Here is a 21398-nt window from a genome sequence, read left to right as displayed (position 1 = left end):
CCTTTAGCGGAGCACGCCCCGGTTCGTCATCATCCGAGAATACCAGATCAAAAAGACCAGGCTGAGCGTGATGATGGTTGCGATCACCAGACCCGCCGTGCCGCCCAGCGACCCCAACTCCGACATTCCGTAGTTGTGCGCCAGATTGGCGACATAGACGATCAGGCTGACGACGAACGAGATGAAGGCCCAGCGCGATCGCAACAGCAGCAGCACCGACCCCAGGACCGCACTCCAGACCGCCACCGGCCAGGCCACCGACATCCACATCGGCATCTGCTCGAACTCGGCCACAAAGGTCTCATTCATGCCCGCCTGACGCAGATAATCCATACCGCCGTACATGGTCATCACATAGTCGAACGCTCCGATGCTGTTCCACAGCACGGCCAGTACCCCGACGACCCACAGGTGCCAGGGTGTCCTCACAGTCATGTTGTTCATCGACCCCTCCCAAGGTTGAGGCGGCGACGCTACGCCCGTTGGAGGAAGCTTGGCAATGAACAGAGGTGGTCAGGCATCGGTCTGGAGATCATGCCCGAGCCAGACAGCCCTGGCATTCAGCAGTACCCAACCCAGCAGGACTCCCGAGGTCGAGGTAGCCCATCCTCCAGCATCGACAATCGACAACAGAAGCACGGCGGTGCCCATCAGCGGTATCAGATAGATCGCGCTTACGACGCCGGAAGTCAGCCAACCCCTCCCACGCAGTGAGAACAGAGCGGCTGGCTGGCGACGCCGCAAGAAAAGAGGCGACATGCCCAAAGCCATTGCGACAGGCAGGATGATCATTGTGGCTATGACAGCACCAAAAAGAACAATGCCGAAACTGTCTGACCATGCTGGAACCTGTTGACGGCCAAGAGGCTGAAGTCCGGACGCCAAAAAGCCCACAAAAAGAAGACCGATGCCCGCGAGCACCGCTAAACCAATGAGCAACCCGCTGCGCGTCGTCAGCCCGGCGTTTCCTCCGCTTCTGAAAAAGGCCATGACAAGCAGTAACGCCCCCCAGGCCACAGCTGCATACCCCATGTCCGCGTAGAGCCATTTGGGCGTACGGTACTGGTTCTGCAGAGTGTGAAACGCGTCGCTCGCCGAATCGAAATCTGGTGCCATCTGATCCGCATAAAGACGGCTGCGGATCGCGTCCAAACCAGCAAAGTATGCGTTTGAATCCGTGTGCCACGGAGTGGTTGCTGCGGCATAGATCAGGCCAACTCCCAATCCGAAGAGCAGGATGGTGACGCCGATAAGAATCTGATTGGCCCTCTTTGAGGCAACGGTGTTCACTCGCCCCCATCCTCCCTGACCACCCGCATCGCCGCCCAGCGGTCCAGCCGGGCCTTGACCTTCTCCTCATGCCCCTCGCCTTTCGGCGCATAGAAGACACGGCGCTCCATGCCGTCGGGGAAGAAGTTGGCACCGGAGAAGCCTTCGGCCGTCGAGGGGTCGTACTGATAGCCCTTGCCGTAGCCCAGCGACTTCATCAGCTTCGTCGGCGCATTGCGGATATGGGCCGGCGGCATCAGGGAGCCGGTCTCGTGCGCGGCTTTCTTCGCCGCCTTGAAGGCTTCATAGACTGCGACCGACTTGGGTGCCGTGGCCAGATGCACCACCGCCTGGGCCAGGGCCAGTTCGCCCTCGGGCGACCCCAGGAAGTCATAGGTATCCTTGGCCGCATTGGCGACCAGCAGGGACAGGGGGTCGGCCTCGCCGATGTCCTCGACCGCCATCCGCACGATCCGGCGCGCCAGATACAGCGGATCCTCGCCCCCGTTCAGCATCCGCGCCAGCCAGTAGAGGGCCGCGTCGGGGTCCGAGCCGCGCACGGATTTGTGCAGGGCAGAAATCAGATTGTAGTGCTCCTCGCGGCTCTTGTCATAGGCGGGCGCGCGTTTCTGGAGAATGCCGGCCAGGGCCTGGACGTCCAGCGGTTCGGCGTCCTGAAGGTCGAACAGAACCTCGGACATGGTCAGCAGGTAGCGGCCGTCACCATCGGCCAGGGCCAGCAGCGCCTGCCGGGCCTCGGGTGTCAGTGGCAGGGTCTTGCCCTCCTGCGCCTCCGCCCGCACCAGCAGCTGATCCAGGGCCACATCGTCCAGACGTTTCAGCACATAGACCTGGCTGCGGGATAGCAGGGCCCCGTTCAGTTCGAACGACGGGTTCTCGGTCGTCGCCCCGACCAGGGTGACGATCCCCTCCTCCACGAAGGGCAGAAAGCCGTCCTGCTGGGCGCGGTTGAAGCGGTGGATCTCGTCGACGAACAGCAGGGTGGATTGACCCGCCGCCCGGCGCATCCGGGCCGCCTCGAACGCCTTCTTCAGGTCCGCGACGCCGGAGAAGACCGCTGAAATCTGCTGGAACTGATACCCCGCCGCCTGGGCCAGCAGGCGGGCGATGGTGGTCTTGCCGGTGCCGGGCGGGCCCCACAGGATCATGGAGCCCAGCCGCCCCGCCTCGATCATCCGCCGGATCGGTCCTCCCTCGCCCAGCAGATGATCCTGCCCCACCACCTCCTCCAGCGTGCGCGGACGCAGCCGATCCGCCAGGGGCGCGTCGGGGGGATGGATGCCGGAGGCTTCGAACAAGTCGGTCATGGATACCTTATACAACTCCCTTCCCGTTTGGCGGATGGGGGAAGGGCTGGGGATGGGGGGTGACGGCGCGTAAGGCAGCTAACGAAGAAGATGGCGACCAGTGGGTGCATCTTTGGAACGCGGGAACCCTTCAACAGCTTCACCCCATCCCAACCCTTCCCCCATCAAGGGGGAAGGGCTTTAATGTGCGCAAGGAGCTCTTCATGACCGACGGCACCCAGCAAGGCCCGACCACAGGCGTCACGCCGCATCTGGTGATCCCGTCGCGCGGGGGGCAGGCGGCGCTGGAGTTCTACACCCGCGCCTTCGGGGCCCAAGTGCTGGACCAGAAGCTGGCCGAGGACGGCGAGCGGCTGATCCACGCCCACCTGCTGATCAACGGGGCCAGCATCATGCTGCACGACGAGTTTCCGGAATACGGCCACGAGCCCGACATCATCCCGCGCGGCGTGACCCTGCATCTCCAGGTCGACGACGCCGACGAATGGTGGACGCGCGCCCTGCTGAACGCCGCCATTCCTGTGGTGCCCATGGCAGACCAGTTCTGGGGCGACCGCTATGGTCAGTTGCGCGACCCCTTCGGACACAGCTGGTCGATCGGGTCACCAATCAGGACGTAGGCTGAAAAGCTATCCAGCCGACATATTCCCCGGCTGCTGCTTCTCCTTCAGCGTGACCAGTTCCTCGGCCATGGTCGGGTGCACCGCGCAGGTGGCGTCCCACTGGGCCTTGGTCAGACCAGCCTTCACGGCGATGGCGGCCAGCTGGATCATCTCCGGGGCCTCTGGGCCGACAATGTGAACGCCGACGACCTTCTGGCTTTGCGCATCGACAACCAGCTTCATCAGCACCCGCTCGTCCGAGCCGGTGAAGGCGTACTTCATTGGCCGGAAGCGGGTCAGATAAACGTCGACCTCGCCCGGACAGGAATGACGCGCCTCGCTCTCGCTCAGGCCCACGACGCCGACGGGTGGCTGGCTGAAGACGGCGGTGGCGACGGCCTCGTAGTCGAAATGCTGGGGGTTGTCCTTGTAGACCGTCTCATGGAACGCCACGGCCTCGCGGATGGCCACGGGTGTCAGGTTCATGCGGTCGGTGACGTCGCCGATGGCCCAGATGTTGTCCGCAGTGGTCTTCGAATACTCATCAACACAGATTGCGCCGTTGTCGTCGATCTTCACCCCGGCCTTGTCGAGACCCAGTCCCCTGACGTGCGGCACACGGCCCGTGGCGAACATGACGGCGTCGGTCTCGATCGTCATGCCGTTTTCCAGATGGTTGACGATGCCGGTCTCGGTTTTCTCCAGCGAGGTGTGCTGACAGCCCAGGATGACCTTGATGCCGCGCTTCTCGATTTCGCCGGCCAGATGGGCGCGGACGTCGTCGTCGAAGCCCCGCAGGATGTTGGGGCCGCGATAGATCAAGGTCGTTTCGACACCCAGTCCGGCAAAGATGCCCGCGAACTCCACCGCGATATAGCCGCCGCCCGCGATCAGAATGCGCTTGGGCAGTTCCGGCAGGTGGAAGGCCTCTTCCGAGGTGATGGCATGCTCGATGCCCTCCAGCCCCTCCGGCATCCACGGGCGACCGCCGGTGGCGACCAGTATGCGCTCGGCGGTGATCGACCGATCCGGCGCGCCGTCCTTCTTCAGGATCTGGACCGTATGGGCGTCGGTCAGGACGGCGCGACCATGCACCAGATCGACCCCCGCCTTGCCCAGATTGGCGGCATAGATGCCGGACAGGCGCGCGATCTCGACATCCTTGGCCTGCAGGAAGGTCGGCCAGTCGAACTTCGCATTGTCGAAGGACCAGCCATAGCCCTCGGCGATCTCCAGCGCGTGACTGACCTCGGACGCCATGACCATGAACTTCTTGGGCACGCAGCCACGGATCACACATGTCCCGCCGACACGAAACTCCTCGGCAATGGCCACACGCTTGCCGCCGAGAGCGGTCAGGCGCGCGGCGCGCACCCCGCCGGACCCGGCACCGATGACGAAGAGGTCGTAGTCGTAGGTCGTCATGAGATGGCCTGATCCTGTGAAGCAAGGGCGTATGTGGCAACCGTGGGTGGCGACGTCCAGACCAAGGTCATTGTGTTTTCGCAAACCTGGGATACGCTATCAATTTCACAATCTGCCCACAGGAGTTTGACGATGCTCGAAGCTCTTCTCGCTACAGCGATCCTGCTGGGTTCGGATCCAGGCTCTACACCCACTCTGCAAACCCTTCCAACCGCATCTCAGCGGGTTCAGGAACCGGAAGCTGTAGAGCTTGAGGACATTACTGTCGTTGGCAGACCACTGACGAACCTGATCCGCGGCTTCACGACCGAGGTCGCCGAACCCAACCGCTTTCGCGGCCTGGCGCGGTGGGACGGCAGCATCTGCGTCAGTGCCGTCAATCTGCGGGTCGACACCGCCCAATATGTGGTGGATCGGGTTTCGACCATCGCTGAGGACGTGGGCCTGCAAGCCGGTGAACCCGGGTGTACGCCAAATCTTGTGATCGTCGCTACGGACGACGGCGGTGCCCTCGCGCGGCAACTGGTTTCAGAGCGTCGCAGAGCCTTCCGAATGGGGGGCAGCGGTATGGACCGCGGCAAGGTCGCACTGAAGGATTTTCAGGACACTGATCGACCGGTGCGCTGGTGGCAGATGAGCATGCCGATCGATTCCCAGACCGGGAATCGAGCCTATCGCATACCGGGCGAGTGCAGCAACGCCTGCAGTTCGGTCAACGATTACGCGCCTGTGATTGCGATCGCCGGCGCGTCACGACTGCGGACCCAGATCGTCGATAACATCATCAGGTCGATCGTCATCGTCGATATCGACGATGTTACGGGTCTGACGACCCAACAACTGGCCGACTATGTCGCCCTGGTTTCGCTGGCACAGATCGATCCGGATGCAGACACCCGGGCCTATTCCTCCATCCTCAACGTCTTCGACGACCGAGCGTCAGTTGACGAACTGACAAGCTGGGACCGCGCCTACCTGCGGGGCCTGTATGACGCCGAAAGAAACCGGCTGAACGGGCGGTCGAATCTTACGGAAGTTGTCGGGTCGATTCAGCGCGAACATGCCCGTCTGCGGAGAGCAGATGATGCGACGGCATCCGACTAAGGCTGTCACATTCCACTAAAGCGTAAGCTCTGTAGAGAATTCTTCGAAAGGCGATGTTCATGCTCACGCTCACCCTGGCCGCGCTCCTGGCGATATCTGATCCGCAGCCCTTGCCGTCGGCAGTAGCACAGACTCCTCAAAGCGTTTCTGTCGCATCCCCGCAGGTGCAAGATCCGGAGGCCGTACAGCTTGAAGACATTACGGTCACCGGACGGTCGCTGTCGGACATCATCCGCCGATTTACCGCCGAGGTCGCCGAACCAAACCGCAATCGCGGTCTGGCACGCTGGAACAGCCGTATCTGCGTAGGTGCCGTCAACCTGAAGGTAGAAACGGCTCAGTATCTTGTTGATCGCGTTTCTATGGTGGCAGACGATCTGGGCATCGAGGCCGGCGAGCCCGGTTGCACACCCAATCTGGTGATTATCGCGACCGAAGACGGCGGGACTCTCGCACGCGAGCTGGTGTCCGAACGCCCCCGCGCCTTCCGCATGGGCGGCAGCGGTATGGACAGGGGTGGCGTCGCATTGGACGATTTCCGAAATGCGGATCGTCCGGTCCGCTGGTGGCAGATGAGCATGCCTACCGATTCGGAGTCCGGTGGACGCGCTGTGAGGCTGCCGGGCGAATGCGTAGACGCCTGCAGTTCCCCCAACGACTATGCCCCATTGCTCTACGTCAACTCTGCATCACGTCTCAGAACGCAGATCGTCGATAACATCGTCAGAACCATCGTCATTGTCGACATCGAGGAGGTCGCTGGTTTGTCGACCCAGCAACTGGCGGACTACATCGCTTTCGTGTCGCTGGCACAGATCGATCCTGACGCAGACACACAGGCTTATTCCTCGATCCTCAACGTATTCAGCAACCGCGATGAGGTATCTCAACTTACGAGCTGGGATCTGGCCTACCTTCGAGGATTGTATGGAGCCGAGCAGAACAAGCTGAACGGCAGAGCGAACGTCGCCGAGATTCAATCTTCGATCCAGCGGGAACACGGTCGGCTGCGCGCCGAGGATCTACCTGCGACTGACTGAGGTCGCACCGAACTCCGAGCCAGATCTGGCCAGTCGATCCGGCGGGGGCTAACTTAGGGGTTGTCCACCCGAGTCCCCTCGTCGGTCCCGATGATCGCCTCGTCCGCCAGATCGAGGAACAGGCCGTGCTCGACCACGCCTGTTATCAACTTCAGATCGTCAGCCAGGCGCACCGGGTCATGGATGACGCCGCATTTCGCGTCATAGATCAGATTGCCACCATCGGTACGCACCAGCCCCCGGTCAGCCATGCGGACGCGGGCGGGCATGGCGATGTCGTGGTCGGCTAGGACGTCGGCGATGCGGTTGGCCGTGGTCTTGTGCCCGAAGGCGACGACCTCGATCGGCAGGGCGAAGGCCCCCAGGGTCTTCACCACCTTGGCGCTGTCGGCGATGCACAGGCACCTGGCTGACGCTTCCCACACCAGCTTCTCACGCAGCAGGGCCGCGCCGCCACCCTTGATCAGGGCCAGGCCGGGGCCGACCTCGTCTGCCCCGTCGACGGTCAGATCGATACGGGGCGTGTCCTCCAGAGTGGAAAGCGTCAGGCCCAGCTCACGCGCCAGTTCGGCGGTGGCTTCGGATGTAGGCACGCAGCGCAGACCGGTCAGGTTGCGGGCGGCCAAGGCCTTGACGAACCAGGCGGCGGTTGAGCCGGTGCCGAGGCCGACGACCATGCCCGCCTCGACGCGCAGGGCGGCGGCTTCACCGGCGTGGCGCTTTTGCAGATCGCTCATTTGCCCTTCGCCTTCTTCGCCCGCATCGTATCCATGAACCGCGCGGCCCAGCCGGGCTTGGACAACTGATCGCCCCGGCCCAGCGCCAGATCGCCCGGGCCCACATCGCGGGTGATCACCGAACCCGACCCGACCATGGCCCCCTCCCCGATGGTCACCGGTGCGACCAGGGCGCTGTTAGAGCCAATGAAGGCCCCTGCCCCCACCGTCGTCCGGTGTTTTAAGAAACCGTCGTAGTTGCAGAAAATGGTGCCCGCGCCGATGTTGGCCTTTGCCCCGACGGTGCCGTCGCCCAGATAGGCCAGATGGTTGGCCTTGGACCCGGCGTCCATCCGCACGTTCTTGACCTCGACGAAGTTGCCGACCTTAACGCCCTCGCCCAGGTCCGCGCCGGGACGCAGGCGGGCATAGGGGCCGACCTCGGCGCCGGTGGCGACGGTCGCGCCCTCGATATGGCTGAAGCTGCGGATGCGCGCGCGGGGGGCGACCTTTGCACCGGGGCCGAAGACGACGAAGGGCTCGATGACGGTACCCGCGCCGATCTCGGTGTCGAACGAGAAATGGACAGTCTCGGGCGCCGCCATGGTCACCCCGGCGGCCAGGAAGGTCTCGCGCTGGACCTTCTGGAACAGGGCCTCGGCGACGGCCAGTTCGGACTGGGCATTGACGCCCATGACGGCGTCTTCACTGGCCATGACGGCGCGGGTCGGCGCACCCTGGGCGCGAGCCAGGGCCACGACATCCGTCAGATAGTATTCGCCCTTGGCATTGTCATTGGTCACGCGCGCCAGCAGATCGAACAGCAGGGCCGACGGCGCGGCCATGACGCCGGAGTTGCAGGTGGTCAGGGCCAGAACCTCCGCCGACGCCTCTTTAGCCTCGGTGATGGCTGCCAGGGTGTCGCCCTCCATGACCAGACGACCATAGGCCCCCGGATCGCGCGCCTCGAAGCCGATGACGGTGACGCCGTCGGCGCTGGCGAAGATCGGCTCGATGTCGTGCGCCTTCAGCAGGGGCACATCGCCATAGGTGATGACCACCTGACCTTCGAACCCGGCCAAAGCGGCTTCGGCGGCGCGGACCGCGTGGCCGGTGCCGATGGGCGGATCCTGCACCGCGATGGCCCCCTCCCCCAGCCGCTTGACCACATGGGCGCGGACTTCTGGAGAGTGATTGCCGACCACGACGACGATCCGCTCGCAGCCCAGAGCTTCTGCCGCGTCGATAGCATGGTCCAGCATGGCGCGACTGCCGACGGGATGCAGCACCTTGGGCAGCGGCGACTTCATGCGGGTGCCCTGGCCGGCGGCGAGGATGATGGCAGCGCGTCTGGTCATGAATCGGTCCGGCGGTTAGTCACGGCGGCTGGTCTAGCCTATCGCGGCGACCCTTGGGAGATGCCGCTGTGATCGAACGCGACCTTGAGGGCTGGACCATCGCCTTCGACCTGGACGGCACGCTGGTGGAAACGCACCGCGATCTGGTCGGGACACTGAACCGCATGCTGGTCCGCGAGGGCCTGCCGACCGTGCCGATGGAGGGGGCGGCGAACCTGATCGGTGGCGGGGCGAGGGCCCTGCTGGAGCATGGGTTCGCGGCGGCGGGGGCCAGTGCAGAGGACGCAACGCGGCCCGAACTGTTCGACGCCTTCATCGCCGACTACATCGAGCACATCGCCGATCACTCGCGCCCCTATGACGGGGTGGTCGAGACGCTGGGGCGACTGGCGGCGCGGGGGGCCATCCTGTGCGTGGCCACCAACAAGCGCAGCGACCTGTCGGAACGGCTGCTGGGCGCGCTGGGTCTGACCCGCCACTTCGCCGTCATCGTGGGCCCGGACCGCGTCAGCGCGCGCAAACCGGACGGGGCGCATCTTAAGGAGGCCGTGCGCCTGGCGGGCGGCGATCCAGCGCGAGCCATCATGGTCGGCGACGCCGCGCCCGATACGGGCGCGGCACGGGACGCGGGCATGCCGTGCATCGTCTGCACCTACGGCTACACGCCCATACCGGCAGCGGAACTGGGCGGCGATGTGATGGTGGACCGGTTCGCGGCCGTCGAATCCGCCATCGACGGCTTTCTGTCGGCGCAGCGGTTGCGGATTGCTGCGACTGCGAACACATAATGTGGCCGACAGCCCAGAAGGCCCTGCCATGCTCCGTCGCTTCTTCGCCATCCCCCTGTGGCAGCGCACCGCCGCCGGGTTTGTGCTGGGCATCGTCGCCGGGCTGATCCTGCGCGAACAGGCCGTCGTCTGGCTCCAGCCGATCGGCGACATCTATCTGAACCTGATCCGCATGGTCGTGGCCCCTCTGGTGCTGTTCACCATCGCCAGCTCCATCGCCAAGCTTGGCGAGGGTGTGGGCGCCGTGCGGCTGGGGGTGCGGACCATCATCTGGTTCGCCGTTACCTCCCTGCTGGCCGTTCTGGTGGGTTTCGCCTTCGGTCACATCATCAATCCCGGAATGGGACTGGCCAATCTGCCGCTGGGTGAGGTCCGCGCGCGCGAAATACCGACGCCGCTGGAAGTCCTGATCGGCATCGTCCCCACCAACCCCTTTGCGGCGCTGAGCGAGGGTAAGGTGCTGCAGATCATCTTCTTCTCAGCCCTGGTCGGGATGGCGCTGGTGGCTCTGGGCGAGCGGGCGCAGGGCGTGCGCAGGCTGGTGGACGAAGGCGCGGCCATCATCTTCCGCATCACCCGCTGGGTGATCCAGCTGACGCCGTTCGGGGTCTTCGGCCTGATCGGCTCGGTCGTCGGGGGCTATGGCTGGGAGGCGCTGCTTCCCTTGGGCAAGTTCATCTTCGCCATCTATGCGGCGTGCCTGTTCCACATCCTGATCGTCTATTCCGGCCTGCTGAAGCTGCACGGGCTGAAGGTGCGCAGCTTCTTCCGCGGGGCCTTTGCGGCGCAGCAGACGGCGTTCGCCACCTCTTCGTCCCTCGGCACCCTGCCGATCACCCTGCGCCAGACGGTCGAGCGGCTGGGCGTGCCCCAAGCCTATGCCGCCTTTGCCGTGCCGCTGGGGGCCAATGTGAAGATGGACGGCTGCGGGGCCATCTATCCGGCCATCGCCGCCATCTTCATCGCCCAGTATTTCAAGATCGACCTGACGCTGACGCAATACGTACTGATCGGGTTGACGGCGGTGCTAGGTTCGCTGGGCACGGCGGGGGTGCCGGGAACCAGTATCGTCATGCTGACCTTGACCCTGTCGACCGCGGGACTGCCGCTGGAGGGCATCGGCTATATCGTCGCCATCGACCGGATCATCGACATGATGCGCACCGCCACCAATGTCACCGGCCAGATGCTGGTACCGGTGCTGGTCGCCCGGGAAGAAGGCATACTGGATCAGGGCATCTACGACGGCCACGTCGCCTGGCTGCCCGGCGACCCCGATGCCGAGACGCCAGACACCGTCCGCGCCGCCGGAATCTGACCCTGCGTTTGCCTGTTGCAAGGCCCCGCCTCGCGGGCTATGTCCCCGCCCTCCCCGGCCCTCAGCGGTCGGCGGGCCGACATGTTGGCCAGATGGATGCGTAGCTCAGCGGGAGAGCACCTCGTTCACACCGAGGGGGTCACAGGTTCAATCCCTGTCGCATCCACCATCGATCTCACCTGATTACCGCGAACACCAGCAGACACAGGCACGCCATCGCATGATCGGTGTTGATCCGTTCACGGACGCTGCTTGGCCCCGAGCCATGAAACCTCGGTCGCAGCCAGCAGAAGCTTGGCCATAACTCAATTCCCCCAACAGGATAACAGTGTTGCGAGAACCCAATTTCACGGGTATTGACCCTCGCTGTTAGGGATTTGTTAACCCCATCTGAAGCCTGGGCGGATTCGCCCACTGTCCCATTTCGGGATGGCACGGGTCTTGGAAGGGGATCGGGGAAGTCGCCGGAAAGGCGATGCCGCACAACGCGGCGATGAGGGTGGGAAGATGCGTAAGCAATCAAAGGCGTACCGCGGGGCTCTTGCCGCAGCGTGTGCAATGACCGCCGCCATGGCAGGCCTGGGGCTGACCGCGACGTCGGCCGCCGCGCAATCGGCGGCAGACAAGAGCGTTGTCGCCACCTTCTCCAAACTGGACGTTTCGCTGACCGGCCGGATCATGGGCGGCTGTGCGGTCGCCGGGGGCGGAGACATCAACTTCGGCGAACTGACCGGAAACGAGACGGCGGTCGCCACCCTGGATCTGGACTGCAATGTCCCGTTCGAACTGGGTCTCAGCTCGCCGCGCGGTGGACTGGCGCATGCGACCATGCCCCAGGGCCAGGGCCCGTTCGCCGGAACCCTTCCCTACTCAGTCCGCGTCGAGGTGCCGGTTATCAGCCCTCAGCCTTCGATGCTGGATCGCAGTTTCGACAGTCGCGACCTGCGCTCGCGCAGGACCATGAACAGCGGTGAAGCCATCGCCGCCGGTGGTGCACGACTGACGTTCAAGACGGATATGCCTTCCGGTGCAGGCCTACTGGCCGGAGACTATTCGGAGACGCTTACAGTAACGGTTACCGCTCTGTAGTATAGTTTTCAGGCCTAACAGGCCTTCTGACATCCAGTATTGCGTCACAATACGTCACCATTCTGTGACAGTGCTTTCGCATTGACGATTTCCATTTTCGCCAATGAGGGGAATACGACAGCTTAACCACGTAACATTGATATTTGCGGTTGACTTACTTGTTTACAGGTTGTTAATCGCAAACCCAAGATCGGGGGGATTCGTCTCGATCGACACGACCACACACTCAATCTGTCTTTGGAGACTGATCATGAAAATCGTTTCGCTTCTCGCCGGCGTCGCCGCCGTCGCCCTGACCGCCTCGGCCGCTTCGGCCCAGGACATCAACAAGGGCCAGTTCCACCTCCTGGGCGACCAGAACGTCCAGGGCGGCGGCTTCTTCGCCAACATCGGCGCCGCCATCAACCGCGCCAACGCCAACGACGGCGACTCGCTGATTTCGTCGTGGCACGCCTTCGGCAACGCCGCGAACAACAACGGCACTGCCGCTGATGAGGATGGCGCTACCTTCACGATGACCGGCACGGTCTCGACCGACTGCGCCTACTATTCGGGCAACAACGACACCGAGACCCTGGATTTCGGCCAGATCGGCATCTACGCCTCGGACAACACCGGCCCGGCCGCTGCCTTCACCATGGTTGACGATGCCGAAGTCAGCATCGACACCAACCTGGCCGGCTGCAACACCGCCAACACCGTCCGCATCGCCAAGACCGACCTGAACGGTCTCGTGAACGCCGGTGCCTCGGCTTATGACAGCAATGTCTTCCAGGCCAACCTGCCCTACTCGGTCACCGCCAGCTACGTCGCCGGCCCCGCCACCGGCGGTCCGGCTGCCGGCACCAACCAGACCCTGGTTGTCGCCACCACCGCTGACCAGAACTCGGCTCAGCACGGTGCCTGGAAGTCCGCCATGTCCCTGGACGTGGTCATTCCGGCCCCCGCAAAAGCCCTGGTCGCCGGCTCCTACGCCGGCACCTTCGGCGTCACCATCTCGGCCGGCCTGTAAAGACCGGTTGATACGGCGTGGGTGGTTTTCCACCCACGCCTTTCGTCCTTCTGGACACCCAAACGGAAAGTAACCTCATGAAAATCGTTTCGCTTCTCGCCGGCGTCGCCGCCGTCGCCCTGACCGCCTCGGCCGCTTCGGCCCAGGACATCAACCAAGGTCAAACGCAACGCGTTGGCGGCAACAACGGGACCTATACGTACAACTTCAATCCCGGCAGCACCGGTCAGGTCGATCACGGCCGGAACATTGAGCGTGCAGCTGGTCTGCGTGCAGGCGGCGCATCGTGGCACGCTCTGGGCAACGCCGCAGACAACAACGGCACTGCCGCTGATGAGGACGGCGCTACCTTCACGATGACCGGCACGGTCTCGACCGACTGCGCCTACTATTCGGGCAACAACGACACCGAGACCCTGGATTTCGGCCAGATCGGCATCTACGCCTCGGACAACACCGGCCCGGCCGCTGCCTTCACCATGGTTGACGATGCCGAAGTCAGCATCGACACCAACCTGGCCGGCTGCAACACCGCCAACACCGTCCGCATCGCCAAGACCGACCTGAACGGTCTCGTGAACGCCGGTGCCTCGGCTTATGACAGCAATGTCTTCCAGGCCAACCTGCCCTACTCGGTCACCGCCAGCTACGTCGCCGGCCCCGCCACCGGCGGTCCGGCTGCCGGCACCAACCAGACCCTGGTTGTCGCCACCACCGCTGACCAGAACTCGGCTCAGCACGGTGCCTGGAAGTCCGCCATGTCCCTGGACGTGGTCATTCCGGCCCCCGCAAAAGCCCTGGTCGCTGGCTCCTACGCCGGCACCTTCGGCGTCACCATCTCGGCCGGCCTGTAAAGACCGCGCTACGCCTATGGAACGGGGGGGACTCAGGTCTCCCCCGTTCTGCTTTCTGACGAAATCTGCGCGGCACGAGTTTTGCTGAACAAGATTCGATCAAGCCGGCATCAAGTCGGCTATCTAAACGATTACAGAACGTTTGACCGGCGATAAGCGGGCTTTGGGGGCGAATAACAATGGTGTTCCGAACGATGTCGATCCTGTCGCGCAGCATGCGCATGGCGGTCTGTGTCGTCATGGCGACCGCCGGTCTGTCACTGGTCGGGGCTGCGGCCTGGGCCATGCGGGTGGCCCCCATGGTGTCCGAACTGACCACCACCGGTGCCGGATCCACGGCCCGGATCGAGGTGGGCAATATCGGTTCCGCCGCCCTGCCTTTCGAAACAATGATCACCAGCATCGAGTTCGACGAGAATGGCGAACTGATCGAGACGCCGTCTGACGAGAACTTCCTGGTCTTCCCGCCCCAGGGTCTGGTGCCCGTCGGTGGCCGTCAGGTCGTGCGCGTTCAGTGGGTCGGCGAGCCCGAGATCGACGTCAGCCGCGCCTACTATCTGTGGGTCCGCCAGCTGCCGGTCGCCACGGAACCGACCTCGACAGAAGGCGGCGGTGCCGTTTCCGTTTCGGTCCTCTACACAATGAAGGCCCTGATCGTGGTGGCTCCTCCCGGTGCCCAGCCCAATGTCGAGGTGACGTCCGTCGTCCCCGCCATGGTGTCTCCGCCCGCGCCCGAAATCGATCCCAGCCTGACACAGGGTGAGGCCCTGCCCCCGCCCCCGTCCGAGCCGGGTCTGGAAATCAGCGTCACCAACAGCGGCAAACGCTATGCCCTGATGAGTGGTGCCACCTGGAACATCGCCGGCACCGACATGGCCGGACAGCCCTACAGCCAGGTCATGACCGGCCAGCAAGTGTCTGAAACTGTTGGCGTCGGCTACCTGGCTCCCGCCGGTGGACGCCGCGTCTTCAAAATCCCGACGGGTGGCATCCAGCTTGATCCGTCCAAACCCATAACGGTACGGTTCACACGATGAGGTTCCGGGGGGGACTTTTCCTGACGGTGGCGACGGGGGCCCTGGTCGCCGGTCTGACGTGCCAGCCCGCGCTGGGCGCTTCCGCGCGTGATTTCCGACCCTATCAGGAGATGCCGCAGGTTCCTGCGTCGACACCGGCCCCGGCCGATCCGCAGGCTCCTGAGGTCGAGGCCACCGCTGCCCCTGCCGCAACACCGGCTCAGGATCCGACGACACGGCCGAACATCAACCCCTACGACCGCGACATCGCGATTACGGTTCCGCTGAACTTCAATCGTCGGGTCCTGGGCGAACTGCCTGTTTTGCTGACCATTGACGACCGCTTCATCGTCGACAGCGCGGGCTTCCAGACCCTGATCAATCCGTTGCTGACCGAAGAGGCGCAGGCCGAACTGGCGGCGTCGCTGGAAGGCATCGAATCCTTCCCACCCGAAGAGATCAACGCCACGGGCATCCAGCTGGATTACGATCCGGAACAGCTGGCGGTTCTGGTTCTTCGGATCGACCCAACCAAGCGCCTGCCGGAAATGCTGTTCCAGGGCGGACGCCCCGACGCACCCGAACAGCCGCCCGAGAATTTCACGGCCTATCTGAACACCAATCTGGCCATTCAACGCCGCAACTCGACCGGCGACATCGACGCCCCCAGCGTCTTCCTGAATGGTGCGATCCGCTACAAGTCGCTGGTGTTTGAAGCGGACGTGCAGGGTCGCGAGGACCGGTTTACCGGCGAATACGAAATGGAGCGTCGCTATGCGCGCTTCGTCTTCGATCAGCCTGAAGACTATCGCCGCTGGTATCTGGGCGATCTGGACCCGGAAACGCGGGGTCGCCAGGGCTTCGTGGAACTGGGCGGTATCGGTGTCGCCCGTCAGCGCAGACGGTTTGAATCGTTCCGCAACAACGTCCTGTCGGGCTCGCGCCAGCTGGTGCTGCGCGAGGAATCGACTGTCCGCGTGCTGCGCAACGGCCTGTTCCTGCGAGAATTCCGGCTGGATCCCGGTCAGTACGACCTCAGCAACCTGCCGCTCGATACCGGCAGCAACGACATCCAGCTGGAAATTCAGGGGCAGTCCGGCTCGCTGGAGAACGTCGCCTACAGCGCCTATCTGGACAGCATCGACCTGGAGCCGGGCGACTACGAGTACGGGGCCTATCTGGGCCTGACCAGCGAGGGTCTGTTCGGATCGCCGGATTATTCCGACGGCGACGTCGCCTTCACCGGTTACTGGCGCAAGGCCTTCATGAACCGACCGGCCATCGGTCTGGGGCTGCAGGCTGCCGAATATGCCCAGACGGTAACGGGCCAGACCCAGCTGATCCTCAAGAACGGCTCTCGCCTTCAGTTCGACGCCTCGCTCAGCAACAGCCAGGAAGTCGGCTTCGGCTATGCCGGTGCGGTCAGTTACGACTACGTCGTCGAGCGTGATGGTCTGGCGGACAACTGGACCGTTCTGGCGGAATACACGTCCGAGGATTTCTCGACCCTGGGCAACCGCTTCGGCCAGAACCCCACCTCCTGGGCCTTCAGCGCCGGTTATGCGCGGCGGTTCAACATCGACTGGGTCGGCAACGTCAGCGCCTCCTACCGGATGAGCCACGACGATACGCGTGATGACTCCTACAGCGTCAATGCCTCCAGCACCTACCGCTTCAGCCCGCAATGGAGCGCACAGGTCGGGGTGGAATACAGCAATTTCGGCAGCAACATCTTCACGGGGCCTGGTGGCAACGAGGTCGGCGTCACCCTCGCCCTGATCTGGACCCCGCGCTACGACCGTCGCGCGGAGGCCCGCTACAACTCGGCCCGCGATTCCGGCAGCGTCCGCTTCCAGCAGTCCCCGGAGAACCGCGTCGACAGCTTCGGCTATTCTCTGGCGTCCACCTATGACGGGGGTGCCGGTTCGGTGTCCGGTCAGGTCGACTATTACAGCAACCGTTTCGACGCGACCCTGTCCCACGCTGCCTTCGGGCGAGACTTCGGCAACATCACCGAGGAACAGGTCACCAGCTTCCGTATCGGTAGCGCGATCGCGACGACCGGTCGGCACTGGGCCATCGGACGCACGATCGGCGACAGCTTCGCCATCGTCTATCCGCACGAGAGCCTGAAAGACAGCGGCGTCATCGTCGGCGAAAGCCTCGAAGGCGGTCGCTACACGGGCCGCAGCGGCGCATTCGGACCCGCGCTCGACAACCAGCTATCGTCCTATGTGAACCAGTCGGTCCGCTATGACGCCCTGGATGCGCCTGTGGGTTATGATGTCGGCGAGGGCATCCTGCGTGTTCGTCCGACCTATCGCAGCGGCTATGCGATCGAAGTCGGCAGTGCCGCCTTCGTCAGCGCCCTGGGTCGTCTGGTCGGCAATCAGGACAAGCCTCTGGCCTTGACATCTGGCCGCCTGCGTTCGCTGGACGAGCCGGAGGCGGAACCACAACTGTTCTTCACCAACTCGGTCGGCCGTTTTGCCATCCAGAATCTGGAGCCCGGCAAACGCTATCGCGTGGAACTGTTTACCCAGCCGGCACAGGGTTTCGAATTTACAGTGCCGGAAGACAGCGACGGTCTGCTCGACCTGTCGGTTGTCAACATACCCATCGACGTTGTCGAATAGCGAGGCCAGGAATGGACCGGATGCGCAACAGACTATTGGGCGGCCTCGGTGCCGTCGCCGCAATCACCCTGGCATCGGCAGGCACCGCGCTTGCAGACTGCCAGCTGTCGATCCAGCCGGCCCAGGACCAGTGGCTGATCCGCTACGACCCCTTCACCAGCGAAGGGGCCCAGCGCCAGTTTGACGTCGCCCTGGTCAATCAGGGTGATACGGCCTGCAGCGGCTCGATCCGGGTGGATTTGCGCGGCCAACCCTATGGCTTGTCCCGCAACGGTGAGCCGGAACGTATCGGCTACGCGCTGATCGATGAACGCAGCGGCAGCGACGTCACCCCTCGCGTCGGCCAGAATGCGCGCCGTCTCAACGCGCGCCCCGTCAATATCGCGCCCGGCGAACGGTCCCTGGTGCGGTTCACATTTGCAACGGCCACAGACGCGCCCCTGGGCGAAGGCGTCTATTCCCAGGACGCCTTTATCGCCGTCGATGCGAGCGATGGCTCTCCTCTGGCCGAGCGGCCCGTGGCACTGGCCATCAATGTGATTCCCACGGCCGTCATGGGCCTGAAAGGTGCGTTTCAGCGCAGCAATGGCGTGGCACAGATCGACCTGGGGGAACTCAGGGAAGGCGTGCGTCCGCTTGCGACATCGTTGTATGTCCTCAGCACCGGCGGCTACAGCGTCTCCGTGCGCTCATCCAACCAGGGCCGCCTGCGTCTGGGGGCCAGCGAATGGTACGTCGCATATGGCCTGCTGGTGGACGACAAGTCGATGAACCTTGGACAGGGTGACCGCTTCGAGGTCGTCTCGCGCAGGCCGAGAGCCGACGACTACGCGCTCAGCGTCAACATCGGTGACGTCCGCGGCAAGCGCGCCGGTGACTACACCGACGTGCTTACCTTCACGATCGCAGCCCTCTGAAGGCTGCCGTCGTCATCGATCAGATGGGCTGGATCGTCAGCGACAGGATCAGCGGCTCGTCAAGATCGACCTGGCCAAAGCTGTAATCGACGGTGCGAATAGTGGCCATGTTGGAGCGGCGAAGCATTTGCTCGCCGGTCTTCGACAGGTCGATCATTCGAGCGCCATAGGTCATGACGGCCTTCTCGGTATCCTTTAGCTGGCGGTAGCTGGCCGAAACCGTGAAGCCACCAGGGCTGTTGCAAGCCTCGACGACCGCACCGGTCCGGCCCGATCCTGCCAGCACGCTGCCCTGGGGACGAACCCAGCAGGCGACGGGAACTGTTGCCCGAAGCCGATAGGTCGTTCCGGACTGGGATTCGCCTGCCGACGCGGCGTTTGCTCCGGCCAGCATCCCCACAGCCAGGGATGCGGCGGCGATCTTGCGGCTATTCATCTTCAGACAAGTCATGGGCCACCTCGGGCAATGCATTCTGCAAGCACGAACATAAGCGCGAGGACTTAAACTATGGCGATCAGACAGGCTTAGTAGAGCCTGACCAAGCGTCACTAACGCGCGGTAACCTTGACAGACACTGTCTTCACAAGAGGCGTTGCTGGTTTGGAGGTCCTACGCCGATCTGACCTCGTAGTGTGCAAACCGGTCTCGGCCAGAATTCGGCATACCCCAGCTGCCATGACCACCATTCGGCCTTGATCATGGCGCATGTGCGCGCCCCTTTCGCCAACCGTCACGGCTGGCGTGCACCGCTCTGGTGCCCTACGGAACGTTCATGCCTTTTCCTGCCAGTCATCCCGCGCTCGACCGCGCCCTTTCCGCCCGTGGCTATGCCGAGCCGACGCCCGTCCAGTCCGCCGTCCTCGAGGCCACGCTGAACGAAGACGGCAGCGGCCGCGACCTGCTGGTCAGCGCCCAGACGGGGTCCGGCAAGACCGTCGCCTTCGGCCTGGCCCTGGCCCCCACCCTGCTGGGGGAGGCTGAAAAGTTCGCCGAGTTCGGTGCCCCCGTCGCCCTCGTTATCGCTCCGACCCGCGAACTGGCCCTGCAGGTCTCGAACGAACTGCAATGGCTGTATGCCCAGACCGGCGCGCGCATCGTCTCCTGCGTCGGCGGCATGGACCCCAAGACCGAGCGTCAGGCTCTGAACCGCGGCTGTCACATCGTGGTGGGTACGCCCGGCCGACTGCGAGACCACGTCGAGCGCGGGTCGCTGGACCTGTCGACGCTCCAGGCCGTCGTGCTGGATGAAGCCGACGAGATGCTGGACATGGGCTTTCAGGAAGACCTGACCTTCATTCTGGACGCCGCGCCCGCCGAGCGCCGGACCCTGCTGTTCTCGGCCACCCTGGCGCGCGACATCGTGCAACTGGCCAAGACCTATCAGAAGGACGCCCTGCGCATTGATACGGTCGCCGGTGCCGGATCGCACGCCGACATCGAGTATAAAGCCATCCGCGTGGCGCCGAACGAGGTCGAACTGGCCGTCGTCAATGTGCTGCGCTATTTCGAGGCCCCCGGCGCCTTGGTGTTCGCCAATACGCGCGAGCGGGTGAAGCATCTGACCGCCAGCCTTCGCGAGCGCGGCTTCTCCGTCGTCGGCCTGTCCGGCGAACTGACCCAGAGCCAGCGGTCCGAGGCCCTGCAGGCCCTGCGCGACGGCCATGCGCGCGTCTGTGTCGCCACCGACGTCGCCGCCCGCGGTCTGGACCTGCCCGATCTGGGCCTGGTCATCCATGCGGAGATTCCGGTCAACAAGGCCGGGCTGCTGCACCGTTCGGGCCGTACCGGACGCGCGGGCAAGAAGGGCGTCTCCGTCCTGCTGGTCAGCTACACGCGCCGCCGCAAGGTCGAGATCATGCTGTCCTCGGCCGGCATCACCGCCGAATGGTCGGGTCCGCCCAGCGCCGACGAGATCCGCGCCAAGGATCAGCAGCGCATGCTGGCCGATCCCGTCCTGACGGCCGTCATCGAGGACGAGGACACCCTGGCCATGGGCCGGCAACTGCTCGAGAAATCCAGCCCGGAGCAGATCGCTGCGGCCCTGATCCAGTTGTATCGCCAAAAGCTGCCGCCGCCCGAAGACGTCTATGACGACGAGCGGATGAAGCGCCAGCAGGCTAGCGGCAAGAACGACAAGGGTCAGCCCGACGTTCCCTATACGGACTTTGCCCGTGGCGGCGACATGGTCTGGTACCGGATCAACATCGGCCGCGACAAGAATGCCGATCCCAAATGGCTGATGCCGACCATCTGCCGCCTGGGTCATGTGACCAAGCGCGACATCGGCTCGATCAAGATCTTCGACCGCGAGACCAAGTTCGAAATCACCCTGGAGATGAAGGCCAAGTTCGAGGCCGCCATCGCCCTGGGTCTGGAAGACGGCGTCAAGATCGATCCGGCCGTGAAACCCGGCCCGTCCGAGAAGCCTGTCGGTAAATGGGACAAGAGGCCGTCCGGCGACCGTTCGCAATCCGACCGTCCAGAGAAGAAGCCCTGGGCCAGGCGCGAAGAGGGTGGCGACAAGCCCGCCTGGAAACCGCGCGAGGATCGTCCTGAAGGCGCGGCGAAGAAGCCTTGGGTCAAGCGCGACGACAGCGCTGCGCCTGCCGACAAGAAGCCGTGGAAGGCCCGCGAGGACGCTGCCCCTGCTCCCGCCGCCGAAGGCAAGAAGCCTTGGGTGAAACGCACGCCGAACGACCCGACGCCCGAAGGCAAGAAGCCTTGGGTCAAGAAGCCCCCGGTCGAGGGCAAGACGCCGTGGGCTCCGCGTTCCGACGCCGCGCCCGGCGCTTCCGGCGATCAGCCCTGGAAAGGCAAGCCCAAGGGCGGCGACCGTCCGTGGGCCGCCAAGGACGCGCGCGGAAAGCCGGCGACCAACAAGCCCTACAAGGGCAAGACCCCGCGCGGGTAGGGCCATAAACAAAG

Annotated in this window: 19 protein-coding genes and 1 tRNA gene; 13 read left to right on the top strand and 7 right to left on the bottom strand. The window is 64.1% G+C overall.

The annotated features are described in order from the left end of the window. Positions 1 to 3 precede the first annotated feature (3 nt). The 3 genes from WC585_RS08295 to WC585_RS08285 form a co-directional block, all read right to left on the bottom strand. Positions 4 to 444 carry a hypothetical protein gene (locus WC585_RS08295; protein WP_373257277.1) on the bottom strand — a complete coding sequence of 147 codons (441 nt, stop codon included), beginning with the start codon at positions 442 to 444 and terminating at the stop codon, positions 4 to 6. A 69-nt stretch (positions 445 to 513) separates the two neighbouring features. Further along, positions 514 to 1290, bottom strand: coding sequence for a hypothetical protein (locus WC585_RS08290; RefSeq protein ID WP_373257275.1), 777 nt, complete (start codon positions 1288 to 1290; stop codon positions 514 to 516). Continuing rightward, complete coding sequence (locus WC585_RS08285) at positions 1287 to 2597, bottom strand: replication-associated recombination protein A (protein WP_373257273.1); 1311 nt, start codon at positions 2595 to 2597, stop codon at positions 1287 to 1289. The genes WC585_RS08290 and WC585_RS08285 overlap by 4 nt, the downstream gene beginning before the upstream one ends. Before the next feature lie 203 nt (positions 2598 to 2800). On the opposite strand from WC585_RS08285, the gene WC585_RS08280 reads away from it, so the two are divergent. After that, complete coding sequence (locus tag WC585_RS08280) at positions 2801 to 3217, top strand: VOC family protein (RefSeq protein ID WP_373257271.1); 417 nt, start codon at positions 2801 to 2803, stop codon at positions 3215 to 3217. A gap of 9 nt (positions 3218 to 3226) precedes the next feature. Here WC585_RS08280 and gor read toward each other — a convergent pair whose 3' ends face one another. After that, positions 3227 to 4624 carry a glutathione-disulfide reductase gene (gor, locus tag WC585_RS08275; protein WP_373257269.1) on the bottom strand — a complete coding sequence of 466 codons (1398 nt, stop codon included), beginning with the start codon at positions 4622 to 4624 and terminating at the stop codon, positions 3227 to 3229. 42 nt (positions 4625 to 4666) lie between these two features. On the opposite strand from gor, the gene WC585_RS08270 reads away from it, so the two are divergent. After that, on the top strand, positions 4667 to 5728 hold the full coding sequence (locus tag WC585_RS08270) for a hypothetical protein (protein WP_373257267.1): 1062 nt from the start codon (positions 4667 to 4669) through the stop codon (positions 5726 to 5728). A 59-nt stretch (positions 5729 to 5787) separates the two neighbouring features. Continuing rightward, entirely contained in the window at positions 5788 to 6768 is a 981-nt protein-coding gene (locus WC585_RS08265; RefSeq protein ID WP_373257265.1) for a hypothetical protein, read from the top strand. 53 nt (positions 6769 to 6821) lie between these two features. On the opposite strand, the gene rpiA is transcribed toward WC585_RS08265, so the two are convergent. Continuing rightward, entirely contained in the window at positions 6822 to 7505 is a 684-nt protein-coding gene (rpiA, locus tag WC585_RS08260) for a ribose-5-phosphate isomerase RpiA (RefSeq protein ID WP_373257263.1), read from the bottom strand. Further along, positions 7502 to 8842: a bifunctional UDP-N-acetylglucosamine diphosphorylase/glucosamine-1-phosphate N-acetyltransferase GlmU gene (gene glmU / locus WC585_RS08255; protein ID WP_373257261.1), complete on the bottom strand. Its 1341-nt coding sequence runs from the start codon at positions 8840 to 8842 to the stop codon at positions 7502 to 7504. Before glmU ends, rpiA begins: the two co-directional genes overlap by 4 nt. Positions 8843 to 8910: 68 nt before the next feature. On the opposite strand from glmU, the gene WC585_RS08250 reads away from it, so the two are divergent. The 9 genes from WC585_RS08250 to WC585_RS08210 all read left to right on the top strand — a co-directional run bounded on the left by WC585_RS08250 (position 8911) and on the right by WC585_RS08210 (position 18472). Next, a complete protein-coding gene (locus WC585_RS08250) occupies positions 8911 to 9630 on the top strand; it encodes an HAD-IA family hydrolase (protein ID WP_373257259.1) in 720 nt (239 codons plus the stop codon). Positions 9631 to 9658: 28 nt separating this feature from the next. After that, positions 9659 to 10948: a dicarboxylate/amino acid:cation symporter gene (locus WC585_RS08245; RefSeq protein ID WP_373257257.1), complete on the top strand. Its 1290-nt coding sequence runs from the start codon at positions 9659 to 9661 to the stop codon at positions 10946 to 10948. Positions 10949 to 11042: 94 nt separating this feature from the next. Continuing rightward, positions 11043 to 11117 (top strand) — tRNA-Val (locus tag WC585_RS08240). Positions 11118 to 11506: 389 nt separating this feature from the next. Beyond that, positions 11507 to 12037 (top strand): hypothetical protein, encoded by a 531-nt coding sequence (locus WC585_RS08235; RefSeq protein ID WP_373257255.1) that lies wholly within the window; start codon positions 11507 to 11509, stop codon positions 12035 to 12037. 250 nt (positions 12038 to 12287) lie between these two features. Beyond that, a complete protein-coding gene (locus WC585_RS08230; protein ID WP_373257253.1) occupies positions 12288 to 13049 on the top strand; it encodes a hypothetical protein in 762 nt (253 codons plus the stop codon). Between the two features lie 77 nt (positions 13050 to 13126). Further along, on the top strand, positions 13127 to 13903 hold the full coding sequence (locus tag WC585_RS08225; protein WP_373257251.1) for a hypothetical protein: 777 nt from the start codon (positions 13127 to 13129) through the stop codon (positions 13901 to 13903). Positions 13904 to 14097: 194 nt separating this feature from the next. After that, entirely contained in the window at positions 14098 to 14940 is an 843-nt protein-coding gene (locus WC585_RS08220) for a hypothetical protein (RefSeq protein ID WP_373257249.1), read from the top strand. Then, complete coding sequence (locus WC585_RS08215; protein WP_373257247.1) at positions 14937 to 17555, top strand: hypothetical protein; 2619 nt, start codon at positions 14937 to 14939, stop codon at positions 17553 to 17555. Before WC585_RS08220 ends, WC585_RS08215 begins: the two co-directional genes overlap by 4 nt. Positions 17556 to 17575: 20 nt before the next feature. Beyond that, on the top strand, positions 17576 to 18472 hold the full coding sequence (locus WC585_RS08210) for a hypothetical protein (protein WP_373257245.1): 897 nt from the start codon (positions 17576 to 17578) through the stop codon (positions 18470 to 18472). Between the two features lie 19 nt (positions 18473 to 18491). On the opposite strand, the gene WC585_RS08205 is transcribed toward WC585_RS08210, so the two are convergent. Further along, positions 18492 to 18908, bottom strand: coding sequence for a hypothetical protein (locus WC585_RS08205; protein ID WP_373257243.1), 417 nt, complete (start codon positions 18906 to 18908; stop codon positions 18492 to 18494). Between the two features lie 337 nt (positions 18909 to 19245). Here WC585_RS08205 and WC585_RS08200 point away from each other — a divergent pair, with 337 nt between their 5' ends. Beyond that, on the top strand, positions 19246 to 21384 hold the full coding sequence (locus tag WC585_RS08200) for a DEAD/DEAH box helicase (protein ID WP_373257241.1): 2139 nt from the start codon (positions 19246 to 19248) through the stop codon (positions 21382 to 21384). Positions 21385 to 21398: the final 14 nt, after the last annotated feature.

Source organism: Brevundimonas sp., from assembly GCF_041648055.1.
In the GTDB taxonomy this organism is placed as follows: domain Bacteria; phylum Pseudomonadota; class Alphaproteobacteria; order Caulobacterales; family Caulobacteraceae; genus Brevundimonas.
The sequence above is the reverse complement of the archived record's forward strand: the minus strand, read 5'-3'. Positions and strand labels throughout refer to the sequence as shown.